Origin of the sequence: Synechococcus sp. R5-15 (assembly GCF_047462035.1) — a bacterium.
Classification (GTDB): domain Bacteria; phylum Cyanobacteriota; class Cyanobacteriia; order Thermostichales; family Thermostichaceae; genus Thermostichus.
The window spans coordinates 1-11,989 of sequence record NZ_JANSIK010000149.1; the positions used below are offsets into that span (position 1 = coordinate 1).

Consider the following 11,989-nt stretch of genomic DNA (forward strand, 5'->3'; position numbering starts at 1 on the left):
CGCGGTAGCGGGACGGAGTCCTTTCGCGGTAGCGGGACGGAGTCCTTTCGCGGTAGCGGGACGGAGTCCTATGGCAGGATCGAGAAGTGCTGCGGAGAGGGATCCCGGTGCGCTTGACAACGCGGGCCACCTATAGCATCAAAGCTTTGTTGGATCTGGCGATGCTCGGCTCCGGGCAAATGGCTTCGGTGCGGGCCATTGCTCAGCGACAGGGGATCCCAGCTCCCTACCTGGAAAAGTTGCTGATTGAGTTGCGCCAGGCCGGCTTGGTTTGTTCCCAACGGGGGGCCCAGGGAGGCTACCGGTTGGCACGGGCGCCGCGGCGGATCCCGATCAGCGCCATTTTGGCGGCGGTGGGAGAATCCCTGCATCCTCTTGTGGAGAGTTCTGACGCCACAGCCGTGTATTCGGCGGAGCGGCTGGACTGGGTGACGGAAGCCCTGTGGCAGCGGATCGCTCGGCAAGTGCAGCAGGTGCTGGAGGAAACCACCTTGGAAGATCTGTATTTTGATGTTCGGAGCTGGCAGGCGGCTCAGGATCAGGAGAGTGGATTTGTGGTTTGAGCCTGCTGGCGGGATGGAGTCATCGCTGTTTTTCCCGGCCCAACCAACTGCCGGGGTGGTGCTGGCGGCAGCTTTGGCTTTGGATTATCTGCTGGCGGATCCCTGGGGTTGGCCTCATCCGGTGCGGGTGATGGGGGCTGTTATTGCCTGGGGGCAAGGCTATATCCTCAAGCACTGCTCAACTCCGCGAGCACAACAGTGGGGCGGGGCAGTTCTCACCCTAACTTTGGTGGGGGGATCCTACGGCGTGGGCTGGGGACTGGTCGCCATCGGCAATGCCGTCCACCCCTGGGCAGGGATCCTCGTGCAGGTGATCCTGATGGCCAGCTGTCTGGGAGGGCGCAGCCTGCGCTTTGCTGCCTTGGAGGTGTTGGATCCCTTGGAAAAAGAGGATCTGCCGGAGGCCCGTCAACGTCTCAGCCGCTACGTGGGGCGGGATACAGAGCACCTGACGGCATCGGAGATTTTGCGGGCGCTGATTGAGACGGTGGCCGAAAATACTCCCGACGGAGCAACTGCCCCTCTGTTCTACGCCTTCTTGGGAGGGGCGCCCTTGGCCCTAGCCTACAAGGCCAGCAGCACGCTGGATTCGATGGTGGGCTACCGCCACCCCCCTTTCACCCATTTGGGCACAGTGCCGGCCCGCTGTGAGGATGGGCTGACTTGGCTGCCCTGCCGCCTGACGGTGCTCACGCTGGCGCTGCTCAGCCGGGATCCTTGGGGGTTCTGGCAGCGGTGTCGTCAGGACGCGCAGGCGGATCCCAGCCCCAATTCGGGGTGGAGCGAAGCGGCTTTTGCCTGGCGGCTGCAGATCCAATTGGGGGGAACCAATTTCTATCAGGGGATCCCGAAGGTGAAACCCAAATTGGGGATCCCAGCTCGCCCCTTGACCCCGCAAGTGGTGCGGGAAAGCTTGGGACTGCTGCGACAGGTTGTATGGATTTGGGGGAGTTTGATGGTGGGAGCAACTCTCCTGTTGACCGTTCTGCAACTCATGGTCGTTTATTTCACCCCCTAGGATGAACTAAACAACCGGTTGCTTCCTGCTTCTACGACCCTTACCTAGCTGAGCTTTTGACTCAACCCCGGCAGAGGAATCTCCACAGGCGCAACTTCCCCCAGAACTTGAGGTAGAGTTAGCAAAGCTAACTAGATCGGCGGCAACAAAAACCGTAGCTGCTGTCAACCTGCCGTGAACCTAGAACCGCTGAAATAAACGATGATAAAAACAGCAGCTGCTACAGATATCAAGCACAGGGCGGTGGGGCATCCCGTCCTTTTCGCGTCAGCGGGACGGAGTCCTTGAAGCTCGCACTCTCTCGCTTTAGCGGCGCGGAGCGCTTTGCGTCAGCATGAGTGCGGGAGTTATGTCACTTGTGCAACCGTTTATCGCTGGCTGAGCCGAGCAGACCTCACGACAACAAAAGTCAAGACCCGCAAGCGAAAGACAGACTTGGCTGCCCTGCAGCAAGACGTAGACCAGTGCCCAGAAGCTCGACTAAAGGATGGAGCCCAGCGCCAGAGCAATACCCATTAACTGCAGCATTGACAATATCCGACAATATCCAAACAACAAAAAGGCCCCCTTTCGAGGGCTTTTTTGAGGATACTGTTGCGCCGTTTTACCGTGGTTTTCGACCTGGAAAATCCAGTATAGGATACCGGGGATGATTGTCGATAGTTTCCAAATCAAGTTTGGCCTACTGCTCTCACATCCACTTCCCATCCTAATTGTCGAAGGGTATAGATCGCAAAAACATAACGGCAGTCACCAACGCCGCAGAATCCTCTCCCAATCATACCCCATTTTTGGGGTGTGCCCGTCAAGTGCTCACCAAGGGCTAGGATAAAAGACAGCTTGACGGGTTGCTGGCCATGCTTGGTTCCTGGTTAGACAACATCTACGGCGCTTGGTTTCTGCCGGAGCGCACCTTTCGGGCGTTGCGGGAACAGCCTGTTCTCTGGCAAGCCTTTGGGGTGGTGGGGCTGCTCAACGTCCTGGATGCGATTCGCCGCTCTGGGGTAAGCCTGCCGAGCATGGTGCTGGCGGTGCTGATGGGATCCCTGGGCTGGGTGGGTTTGGCGGCTGTGTTGCAATTGCTGGCCTTTTGTTTGGGTCGGGCTGTCCCTTCCTTTTCAGCGCTGCTGTGCTTGACGGGGTTTGCCGGTTTGCCGTGGCTGCTGCTGGGGCCTGCTCAATCGTTGGGTGGGGTGGTGGGATCCCTGCTGGGCTTGTCAGCTCTGCTGTGGTTTGTGGTTTGGCAGGTGCGGGCAGTAGCTGTAGCGCTGGATTTGGAGTGGTGGCGGCTGCTGGGACTGATCCCATTGGCTTTCCTGGGGGGGATCCTGTCCCTGAGCTGGCTGACCAGCAGCGTCGTTACTTTGGCTTCCTTGGGCTAAAGCTTATAGTTGTTTCAGGTTAAGGTGAAACGCCTAGGCTACTGATCGCGCCAGCGGGACGGAGTCCTTGAAAAGCCTTCCGGTTCTGCGTATTGTTGCTCCGCAACGCTATTGCTATGCCTACGGCACCCTGACGGGAACCGCAACGCTATTGCTCCGCAACGCTGACACGACGACGCGAAGACGCGACTAACGTTCTAGGTGTGGGTGCAGCGTCCTGGTTGGAATTGAAATGATTGTAATTCTCGTTGAATCCCGGCGTGTGGCCAGGGATGCTTCCCTGGAATTAGCGGGGCACTCGCTGCAGATGCGGCTTTTCCTCCGGCAGAATAGCGCCCTCTACGGGGCAAACCTGTAAACAGATGCCACAGTCGATGCAGGTGGAAAACTCAATCCAAAAGTAGTCGGTGCCTTTGGCATTTTTGGTATCGCCGGGGTGGATGCAGGCAACAGGGCAAGCCTCTACACAGTCGGCCACACCTTCACAGATATCGGTGACAATTGTATGCGGCATGGATCCCTCCCAATGATTGCTCTAAGTCAAATTCTAAGTGCAGTTGCCACAAGGTCAGCCTTGACGTCGCCTGCGCTTCCTATGCTGTTGACTTTTTGATTAGAATGCGCGATATTTGCCCGAAGCTCCTGAAAAAGATGGGGCTTATATCCCAGTCCTGGGGTTCATTTTAGGCCAAAATTGCTCCCCAACGAAGAATTTTCCGGATTGTCGCTTTTTCTGACTTTGTCTGGGGCCTCTCAGCACAGCGCCAACATGTGGGAGGTCAGAGACAGTCGGCAAACCGGCTCCCGCCGCCTCGAGAGTTCTTTCTTGCCAAAAATGCCAAGGGACATACTCTGCTGTGACCTGGGTTTTAACCGAAAGATAGGATGATTTGGCATAAAACAGGGGCTAAATCTCTCTGGGATCCCGCTCTTGAGACTGCCACCAACGGCTGAGGGGCCAATACAAAGCGGGTGCCCAGAGGCTACTTAAAATAGCAGACGTGAGGGCATTGCGTTGATGGTTCCACCAGATGCTCTCCAGAGAACGGGGGCCATCGCCACCAATGTTGCCGAAAAACCGAAGGGAGTTCTCCAATCCATCCAGCAAGGTTTGCGTTCCTGCTGGATCCAGGTCATCGGATCCCTGCGAGGCCACGAGCCACATCCATTGCAGTGCCATCAAGGTTTCGGCGATCACCACCATACCAAAAACGATCAAGGCCACCGAGATAAAGTCTTCTTGCATGTAGCGTTGTTTTTGCAACTTGGCGGTGAGGATCCCAACTACAGCCAGCCCCAGCGCATGGGTAGGACAAGGGCTGGTCAGCGCATCTTGCAGAAAACCCAGGGTGACCCCGGCAACAGCCCCCTGCCAAGCTTTGCGCCGCACACTCCAGCACACCACCCAGATCAAGGGCCAATCTGGGGTTAAGCCTGCTAGCTCCAAGCCCGGCCCTCGCCACCAAGGGGCCACTGCTGCCAGCAATCCCGACAGGACAGTCACCAGCCAGTTAAGGTGAGACTTAAGCTTAGGAATCAGAGGGTTGAGCATAGCGGTAGATCAAGGCCCATTCCAAGAGACCCAGCGGCGCCGACAGTTCGACAGTGGCTTGAGGGGCAGGGCTGGCATCCAAGTTGACCGCTCGAACCGTTCCCACCACAACCCCGGCTGGGTAAAAGCTGCTCAGGCCCGAGGTCACCACCACATCCCCCACCTCTACTTTGGGGGCCTTGTCGAAAAAATCCAAAATGGCACTCTGGGTGCCCGTACCCCTCAGGATGCCCATGTGTCGGCTGCGACTCAGCATTACCCCGACACGGCTGGTGGGATCGCTGATCAGGAGCACTCGGCTGGTGTTGGGCGTGACCGACTCGACTCGCCCGATCAACCCTCCCGGCGCCATGACTACATCTCCCACCCTGACTCCATGCCGGCTGCCGCGGCTGAGGGTGAGCTGTTGCCACCAGTGATCGGCGCTGCGACCCACCACGGCTGCTGGGATCCCCGCTTGGGGCATTTGCTCGGTAAATTGCAGCAGTCGCTTCAGCTCGCGGTTTTGGTACTGCAACTCGGCTACCAGGGCTTGCAGCTCACGGTTAGCGGCCTGGCTGAGCACCACAGCGGGATCCACAGGCGGACGGGCTGGAGCAGTGATCCAACTGTACAATTCCACCAATAGGGATCCCTGGGTTTGGCGCAGGCCCAGCGCTGCCCCCATCGCCAAAGCAGACAGGAGCAACCCCAGGCTATGGCGCCTCCACCATTGGCGTAGCCAATTCAAGCAATACCTCTCCAACCCACTCGACTCACACCTTAGATCAGGGATGGGAAGAAACTCCTCTAGCCCTTGAAGCTGCCGCTCAACACTCGACCTAGGGTTTTGAAATCCTCCAAAACTCGCCCTGTACCCAGCACCACACAACTGAGGGGATCCGGGGCAATGTGAACCAAGATCCCGGTTTCATGGCTGATCAGGGCATCTAGACCCTTGAGCAAGGCTCCTCCCCCGGCCAGCATGATGCCTCGGTCGATGATGTCGGCAGCCAATTCCGGTGGAGTGCGCTCCAGGGTGCGCTTAATGGCTTCCACAATCACCGAGAGGGGCTCGGCCATGCTCTCGCGAATTTCGGTGCTCTTCACCGTGACGGTACGGGGTAAACCCGAGAGCAGGTGTAACCCGCGCACTTCCATGGTCAGTTCCTCTTGAATTGGGTAGGCGGAGCCAATCCGAATCTTGATCTCTTCAGCGGTGCGCTCCCCGATGGTGAGGTTGTGGACTTTTTTCATGTACTGGACGATGGCCTCGCTCAGCTCATCTCCCGCTACCCGCACGGACTCGCTCAGCACGATCCCCTGCAAACTGAGGACGGCTACCTCAGTGGTGCCGCCGCCAATGTCGATGATCATGTTCCCAGTGGGCTCTTGCACCGGCAGCCCGGCCCCGATTGCTGCTGCCACCGGCTCATCCACCAAATACACCTCCCGCGACCCAGCTTGGAGAGCGGCTTCCATCACCGCCCGTCGCTCCACTCCGGTCACGCCGCTGGGGATCCCAATCACAATGCGGGGAGCAATGAGGTACCGGCCCTCGTGTACGCGGTGGATGAAGTGTTTTAGCATCATCTCCGCCGTGTCGAAGTCGGCAATCACCCCATCTCGCAGAGGACGCACCGCTACAATGTTGCCGGGGGTACGGCCCAACATTTTTTTGGCATCTTCCCCCACAGCCAGGGGTTGCTTGGTGTTTTGGTCGATGGCGACCACAGAGGGCTCTTGCAGGACAATGCCTCGCCCGGCCACGTAGACCAGCGTGTTGGCAGTGCCCAAATCAATGCCCATATCACGGGAAAATCGGCTGAATAACCCCACGGTAAGTCGCTCCAGTCTTGATTTGGGAAGAAGCAGCAAGCTTTGGTACCTACTATAGTCTAGTTCTGCAAGAGAATCTCCCCCGAAGAGTGGGAATCTGCTCCAGAGAAACCGGCTATGGCTGTATCCCAGCCAGCTGTGGAAGATCGAATTCGCCGCTAAGGTGCAATCCTGTTGTGATTCGGGATCCCATATGCCTAAGGTTGCCATTGCTCCAGCCGGCTATCCGGCCATCGCCCCCTATTCTCCCGGCGTGAAGGTGGGCAAAATACCCTCTACATCTCGGGCACATTGGCCCTGGATCCGGAGGGCAAGACGGTGGATCCGACATCGCCACCCAGACTCGCGTGGTGTTGGAGCTGAGTGACATCCTCCCGACGCTCACCCTGCGGGTACAGCGCGGGGCTTCTCGGCAGTTTAGCTAAGATAGACCAACCCGGTCTTTTGGCGGTTGCGATGCAGCTCTCTGGTGCCTTGGTTAGCGTGGCTACCCTGGACTTGCCTCGTCTACAACGCTTCTATCGGGATCTCTTGGGGATCTCTCCCCAAGTCCAGCTCCCGACAGAGGGGGATCCGGTGTACGTAGAGTTTCGTCTGCCAGGGTTGCGGCTGGGCCTCTATCGCAGCCGTCATCTCGATGGTGGTGCCCAAGCCGCAGCGGTGAGCCTCTGCCTGCAGGTGCAAGATTTACAGGGATCCCTGACAACACTGGAAGGGTTGGCGGGAGCTTATCAGCTCTCCATTTCCCCCCTGCGGCAAGCCTTTCATGGACAGGAGGTGGATTTTCGGGATCCCGATGGCAACCGGATTGTGCTGCACCAGCCCTCTGCTGCTTTTGAGGAAGCGACGGCCTGGGATCCCCAGGGTTAGATCCGCCAGAGATAGATGGTGTAGGTGTTGATAACATCCGATACGGTGGTGGTGGCGGTGGGGAGCCAATCTCCCATGTCGAAGGAGTGGGTGACCAGACGAGCGCCGGGCCGAAGCTGGGAGCGCAGCTTGTCTCGGATCAGCAGGTGGGAGCTGGGCAGCAAATAACAACTCACCACCGTCGCCGGGGTTAAGTCCAGAGTGAGCAGATCCTGCTGGAGAAAAGTAACTCGATCCTGAACTTGGGCTTCTTGGGCCCGCTGTTGGGCTTCCAGGATGCGCTCCGGGTCGATATCCACCCCCACGCCCCGCGTGCCAAAGCGCTGTGCCGCCCGGATGAGAATGCGGCCATCCCCACAGCCCAAGTCGTACAGAGTATCCTCGCTCCCCACCTGGGCCAAATCCAGCATGGCATCCACAACCAAGGGCAAGGTGCGCACATAGGGGGCTAAGCGGATTCCCTCTGGACTTTGCCGGTTGGACTGGCGTTGGAAGAAGGGATCCCTGCCCACCGAGTTCTGACCCAGCTTAGGTTTGAAACCGCGGGGCACCAAGGGTTGATTCCGAGAAGAGCGGTTTTCTCTGTTCATCAAATATTCTCATCAATTTCCCATCAGTCTATCAACCTGTCGCAGTACAGAGCCCCTGCCGTTCTACTGGGTGGAAAGTCACCGCCAATTGCGTCGGCTCAAGTACAGTCTACTAAGGGGTTATGGGATACACCTGTATGGTCATTTTCAACAGGAATGAAACATCTCCGTTCCATTGCTCTCTAACTCCCCTCTCCCTCTGGAGGGGCTGGGGGAAGCGGCGCGGAGCGTCTGGGCAGCGGCGGGAGTATCTCAATCGAGTCTGGAATGACTATGAACCTGCTTGTTCTAAACCTCACTGGGGTCAAGCCTCGGAAACACGATTTTTATACCCTTTTATATCCCTTAATTTGTAACGGGCTGTATCTCAAAAAATATCTTGATTCAACAACTTAGCCAGGCGTTCCAGCCCCTTTTTGACTTGGCGGGAAACGGTAACGGCACTGATCCCTAGCCGCTCTGCCGTTTCTTTTTGCGTGAGGTCATAGAAGAAGACAAATTCCAAAATCTTGCGGGTACGTTCCTCCAGCTTGGCCAAGGCATGTTGTAGGCGAATACGATCTTCTTCAGCCAGTTGAAAACTGCGGTAGCGCTGATCCGGAACGACCTCCCCCAAAGCGACGCTGTCTTCCTCGGTTTGAATCGGGGCATCCAGGCTGAGCAAAAGGCTGTTTTGTTGGGCCAGCTCCAGCTCTCGCCATTCCTGCTCCGTCAGTTGCAGGGCTTCCCTCACCTCGGCCTCAGAGGGAGAACGGCCCAACTCTTGCCGCAGACGGGCAATCACCTTCTTGGCTTGTCTTTGCAGGGTCGTCCAGCGGCGTGGGATCCGCATGGTGGGGCTTTTGTCCCGCAGGTAGTGTTGAATTTCTCCGCGAATGTAGGGCAGGGCAAAGGAGCTAAAAGCCAGGCCTCGGCTGATGTCAAAGCGTTCGATAGCTTGAATCAAACCCAAACAGCCAACTTGCACCAGGTCGTCGTACCCCTCATTGCATTGGTTGCGCCAGTGGTGGGCCTCTTTGCGCACCAAGCCCAAGTTCATTTCCACCAGCCGGTTGCGCAGGGCTGGATCGCGATTCTGGTGGTACAGCCGCAACAGTTCGGCAGTTCGGGCTTTAACATCCTCACTAGATGCCATAGATCCACATGCGGCTGGGAATCCGGTCTTGGCCAAAGGCAATGGAGGGGGGGCCGCCGGTCGCCTCAGGGAGACGGAGTTCTTGGGAGAGGTCAGGCGAGGGGCCGTTATCATAGACAACCACTTTACCGATTTGCCGAAAATAACTGTAGAACAAGCACTCAAGGAACTCGAAAACCATTCAAAGGTTGAGGATCCCACCCATAACCAACACCCATCCAGTCAAGAGACGCTTTTGCCCAGCCAGACCCTGCGCAAGCAGGTGCTACAGGGCTACAGGGATGGCGTTAGAAGCACAACCGGACACTGTTGAGATTTGCCAAGAGCTGGAACGTTCTTAGTTTGACCAGGTTTCTTGACCCAAGCAACAGCATCTCCACGGAAAATCGGCGGGTTTCATCGGCAAAAGAGCGCAATTTTCCCGTAAGACCCAACGAAATTGCCGGATTTCTGTTGTTGGCGTGCTCTCGTGGTTATTGGTGATTGGGTCAGGTTGGCGGTGAAACAGCCTGTGCATTCCAGCCTCTCCTCTCCTTCTGGGAGGTGAGAACGTCAAGAGGCTGTTCGTGACAGCGGCGGGGGGTTCTTGGGGGGATCCGTGCCGGCAAGGGCTGCCAAAAAGGATGCAAAACTCGGCTCCTCGCGAATGAGGTCGAAATAGGGCTCAGAGGAGAGCAAGGGGCGGTAGCGTTCCGGCTCCAGGCGTAGGGCTTGCTCCAAAGCTTGTAGGGCCTGAGGCACTTGGCCTTCCCAGGCGCAGCAGCAGGCTTTGGCGTAGTGAGCCTCGGCATTGTCGGGATCCATCTGCAGGGCCCGATCAAAACTCTGGATGGCCAGCTCGTAGAGGTTCAAGTCCATCAGCACCAGGCCGCGCTGCACCCAGATCTGAGGGCGTTTGGGATCCTGCGCCAGGGCACGGTCATAGCTGTTGAGGGCCTCCATCGGGTTGCCGAGGCGGTGGTGGGCAAGGGCATGGCCGGCCCAGAGAGAGGCCGATTCGGAGCCCAGTTGCAGGGCTCGTTCGTAGCTGGCCAGAGCATCGACGTAGCGCTCTAGGTGAAACAGAGCCAGGCCCCGACTCTGCCAAACTTGGGCATTGACGGGGTTGATGGCGAGGGCTTTCTCGTAGCTGATCAAGGATCCCTGCCACCGTCCCAGAGAGGCTAAGGTTAGCCCGTGCAGGTACCACGTTTCCGGGCTGTCGGGGCTGAGGGCAAGGGCCCGTTCGTAGGCACGTAGGGCTTCTTCGTAGCGGCCCAATTGCCGCAGCGTGTTGGCCTGGTTAAAGCGGGCCTCAAAAAAATCCGGTTTCAGCCGCAGAGCCCGCTCATAGCTGGCCAGAGCTTCTTGATGGCGACCGAGATCGTCCAGCAGAGAACCACGGTTGTTCCAGGCTTCGGGGAAGTCCGGCTTCAGCTCCAGGGCGCGGTCGTAGCTGGCCAGGGCAGCTTGGGCTTGCCCCAGGTGGTCGAGGGTGGTGGCGCGGTTGTACCAGGCAATGGGATCCTGCGGCTGATCTCCCACCGCCTGCTCGAAGGGCTGTAGTTGAGCCGCCTGTTCCGCCGAAAGGGCAGATGGGTCAACCGCCGGGGCCGGCGAAACGGCTGTAGATTCTGGGGAGGCAGCACGCTTCTGCCGCCGCAGCCACCAGGCCCAACCCCCGGCCAAAAGCAACAGGCTCGCCCCCAGCAGCAGCACGCCCACGTCGGTCGGGGCAATCACAAACGGCATGACCCACTTCCTCTTTTCTGCGCGCCTCTACATCATCACCAAAAACGGCAGGGGATCGCTGGGCCCTGCCGGCGAGATCAGCTCAATGCGCTTTTCGCCAGGGTAGGTGCTGGGATCGATCTCAAAGGTAACCGTCAGCGCCTCGGCGTTGGCCTGCACCGGTTCCTTAGAGCGTCCCAAGGGATCCCCAAAGCTGACTCGGATCCCTTTACCCGCCGGGCTGACTCGGATTTCCGTCACCTGATCCAGATGGGATCCCTCTAGGGTACAGACGATTACATCCCCGACAAAGGCCTCCAGAGGCCAGCCCCGCCGCACCACCGGTTTGGACATGGTTGTCGCTCCCACAGGCTTCTGCATCTCAGTTTAATTTTTCATTTTCCCCTCCCTGCTCCAGCCCAAAACGGCTTTGGTGGCAGAGAGGCTCTCCCCCCTTGGGCCGGATCTCCTGCCACCCCTGTAGAGAAGAGGGAGTTGGGGAAAGGGCAACGGCAGGCGCTCGCAGCAACACCTGGCGGTCTGGGCCCACGCTCACCAAGCGGGGCATCTCTCCAAGGCTATCGGCCACCGCAAACAGCACCCGCTCTCGCGCCTGGGGATCCCAGCCCAGCAGCTGCGCATACCCCAGCGCCGGCGGCGGATCCCAGATTTGCACCGGTGGGATCCCTGTCGAGCCAGTGGGCAAAGGCCAGACCACCGCCCGATCCCAGCTCAAATCGGTCTGGAACCAGCCTTCGTACTCCCGCGCCAGCAAAGTGTTCCCCTGCCAGCCTAGAGGCAGGATCATGGCAAAATCCAATGCCTCAACGGGGTCGTACACCGACCCTGAGGCTTGATAGATAACCTGCAAGGCCCGAGTACGGGTGTTCTCGGCAAACAACACACTAGTCAACCGACCAGCCTGAGGCGTGGCCACCAAATCTAGCCGTGTGTACACCTGCCACTGGGGATCCGGCGCCGGCAAGGGATCGCTGCGCAACAGGCCAACCAATGTGCATTGCCGCTGCCGGGCTTGCTCCTGCAAGTCGTACACCCATTCCCAAGGGATGGGCAAAGTAGGGGGAGAGGAGACTCCAGGGGCAGCCGGCGCCATGTCCCTCGCCCAGGCAGCGCTCCCCTCCGCCCAGCCGATCCAAACAGCCACAAGGGCTCTCCCCAGTTGCCACAGCCAGTTTTGCCTGAGCCAGCCCCCCATCTGCCTCACCTTCCGTCGTGACATACTCCCGCACTCATGCTGATGCAAAGCGCTCCGCGCCGCTGGCGCGAAAAGGACGTTTCCTGCGCTTGAGGACTACGTCCCGCTGACGCGAAAAGAACGGGATGCCCCACC

At 58.6% G+C, this 11,989-nt stretch carries 15 protein-coding genes; 5 read left to right on the forward strand and 10 right to left on the reverse strand.

Annotated features, from left to right (window positions below; all coding sequences use genetic code 11):
* The first annotated feature begins 107 nt into the window (after positions 1 to 107).
* The 4 genes from NW839_RS11905 (at position 108) to NW839_RS11920 (ending at position 2,963) form a co-directional block, all read left to right on the forward strand.
* On the forward strand, positions 108 to 563 hold the full coding sequence (locus NW839_RS11905; protein WP_414349822.1) for an Rrf2 family transcriptional regulator: 456 nt from the start codon (positions 108 to 110) through the stop codon (positions 561 to 563).
* A gap of 13 nt (positions 564 to 576) precedes the next feature.
* Positions 577 to 1,581: an adenosylcobinamide-phosphate synthase CbiB gene (gene cbiB, locus NW839_RS11910; RefSeq protein ID WP_414349821.1), complete on the forward strand. Its 1,005-nt coding sequence runs from the start codon at positions 577 to 579 to the stop codon at positions 1,579 to 1,581.
* A gap of 324 nt (positions 1,582 to 1,905) precedes the next feature.
* Complete coding sequence (locus NW839_RS11915; protein ID WP_071818172.1) at positions 1,906 to 2,100, forward strand: IS630 transposase-related protein; 195 nt, start codon at positions 1,906 to 1,908, stop codon at positions 2,098 to 2,100.
* Between the two features lie 338 nt (positions 2,101 to 2,438).
* Positions 2,439 to 2,963 carry a YIP1 family protein gene (locus NW839_RS11920; RefSeq protein ID WP_414349820.1) on the forward strand — a complete coding sequence of 175 codons (525 nt, stop codon included), beginning with the start codon at positions 2,439 to 2,441 and terminating at the stop codon, positions 2,961 to 2,963.
* A gap of 286 nt (positions 2,964 to 3,249) precedes the next feature.
* Here the strand turns inward: NW839_RS11920 and NW839_RS11925 are convergent, their stop codons facing one another.
* From NW839_RS11925 to NW839_RS11940, 4 genes are all read right to left on the reverse strand, one after another.
* Positions 3,250 to 3,477: an indolepyruvate ferredoxin oxidoreductase subunit alpha gene (locus NW839_RS11925; RefSeq protein WP_011434056.1), complete on the reverse strand. Its 228-nt coding sequence runs from the start codon at positions 3,475 to 3,477 to the stop codon at positions 3,250 to 3,252.
* Positions 3,478 to 3,870: 393 nt separating this feature from the next.
* Complete coding sequence (gene mreD / locus NW839_RS11930) at positions 3,871 to 4,515, reverse strand: rod shape-determining protein MreD (RefSeq protein ID WP_414331966.1); 645 nt, start codon at positions 4,513 to 4,515, stop codon at positions 3,871 to 3,873.
* Complete coding sequence (gene mreC, locus NW839_RS11935) at positions 4,493 to 5,245, reverse strand: rod shape-determining protein MreC (RefSeq protein WP_414349819.1); 753 nt, start codon at positions 5,243 to 5,245, stop codon at positions 4,493 to 4,495. The genes mreD and mreC overlap by 23 nt, the downstream gene beginning before the upstream one ends.
* Positions 5,246 to 5,304: 59 nt before the next feature.
* The gene (locus NW839_RS11940) at positions 5,305 to 6,333 is read right to left on the reverse strand and encodes a rod shape-determining protein (RefSeq protein ID WP_414331964.1); all 1,029 of its coding nucleotides are present in this window, start codon (positions 6,331 to 6,333) and stop codon (positions 5,305 to 5,307) included.
* 456 nt (positions 6,334 to 6,789) lie between these two features.
* On the opposite strand from NW839_RS11940, the gene NW839_RS11945 reads away from it, so the two are divergent.
* Complete coding sequence (locus tag NW839_RS11945) at positions 6,790 to 7,203, forward strand: VOC family protein (RefSeq protein WP_414342826.1); 414 nt, start codon at positions 6,790 to 6,792, stop codon at positions 7,201 to 7,203.
* Here the strand turns inward: NW839_RS11945 and NW839_RS11950 are convergent.
* From NW839_RS11950 to NW839_RS11975, 6 genes are all read right to left on the reverse strand, one after another.
* Positions 7,200 to 7,793: an SAM-dependent methyltransferase gene (locus NW839_RS11950; RefSeq protein ID WP_414349818.1), complete on the reverse strand. Its 594-nt coding sequence runs from the start codon at positions 7,791 to 7,793 to the stop codon at positions 7,200 to 7,202. The genes NW839_RS11945 and NW839_RS11950 overlap by 4 nt on opposite strands.
* 367 nt (positions 7,794 to 8,160) lie before the next feature.
* A complete protein-coding gene (locus NW839_RS11955) occupies positions 8,161 to 8,928 on the reverse strand; it encodes an RNA polymerase sigma factor SigF (RefSeq protein ID WP_414349817.1) in 768 nt (255 codons plus the stop codon).
* Positions 8,918 to 9,052, reverse strand: a complete 135-nt coding sequence (locus NW839_RS11960) for a hypothetical protein (protein ID WP_255344540.1) — start codon at positions 9,050 to 9,052, stop codon at positions 8,918 to 8,920. Before NW839_RS11960 ends, NW839_RS11955 begins: the two co-directional genes overlap by 11 nt.
* A gap of 428 nt (positions 9,053 to 9,480) precedes the next feature.
* Positions 9,481 to 10,659 carry a tetratricopeptide repeat protein gene (locus tag NW839_RS11965; RefSeq protein WP_414349816.1) on the reverse strand — a complete coding sequence of 393 codons (1,179 nt, stop codon included), beginning with the start codon at positions 10,657 to 10,659 and terminating at the stop codon, positions 9,481 to 9,483.
* Between the two features lie 27 nt (positions 10,660 to 10,686).
* Positions 10,687 to 10,992, reverse strand: a complete 306-nt coding sequence (locus NW839_RS11970) for a hypothetical protein (RefSeq protein ID WP_011434047.1) — start codon at positions 10,990 to 10,992, stop codon at positions 10,687 to 10,689.
* 28 nt (positions 10,993 to 11,020) lie between these two features.
* Positions 11,021 to 11,878 (reverse strand): hypothetical protein, encoded by an 858-nt coding sequence (locus NW839_RS11975; protein ID WP_414349815.1) that lies wholly within the window; start codon positions 11,876 to 11,878, stop codon positions 11,021 to 11,023.
* Between the last annotated feature and the right edge of the window lie 111 nt (positions 11,879 to 11,989).

What these genes read in the sequence shown, in the direction of transcription:
- cbiB (WP_414349821.1), top strand. Translation starts at nt 577, where the DNA reads ATGGAGTCATCGCTGTTTTTCCCGGCCCAACCAACTGCCGGGGTGGTG.
- NW839_RS11920 (WP_414349820.1), top strand. Translation starts at nt 2,439, where the DNA reads ATGCTTGGTTCCTGGTTAGACAACATCTACGGCGCTTGGTTTCTGCCG.
- NW839_RS11925 (WP_011434056.1), bottom strand. Translation starts at nt 3,477, where the DNA reads ATGCCGCATACAATTGTCACCGATATCTGTGAAGGTGTGGCCGACTGT.
- mreD (WP_414331966.1), bottom strand. Translation starts at nt 4,515, where the DNA reads ATGCTCAACCCTCTGATTCCTAAGCTTAAGTCTCACCTTAACTGGCTG.
- NW839_RS11945 (WP_414342826.1), top strand. Translation starts at nt 6,790, where the DNA reads ATGCAGCTCTCTGGTGCCTTGGTTAGCGTGGCTACCCTGGACTTGCCT.
- NW839_RS11950 (WP_414349818.1), bottom strand. Translation starts at nt 7,793, where the DNA reads ATGAACAGAGAAAACCGCTCTTCTCGGAATCAACCCTTGGTGCCCCGC.
- NW839_RS11955 (WP_414349817.1), bottom strand. Translation starts at nt 8,928, where the DNA reads ATGGCATCTAGTGAGGATGTTAAAGCCCGAACTGCCGAACTGTTGCGG.
- NW839_RS11965 (WP_414349816.1), bottom strand. Translation starts at nt 10,659, where the DNA reads ATGCCGTTTGTGATTGCCCCGACCGACGTGGGCGTGCTGCTGCTGGGG.
- NW839_RS11970 (WP_011434047.1), bottom strand. Translation starts at nt 10,992, where the DNA reads ATGTCCAAACCGGTGGTGCGGCGGGGCTGGCCTCTGGAGGCCTTTGTC.
- NW839_RS11975 (WP_414349815.1), bottom strand. Translation starts at nt 11,878, where the DNA reads ATGTCACGACGGAAGGTGAGGCAGATGGGGGGCTGGCTCAGGCAAAAC.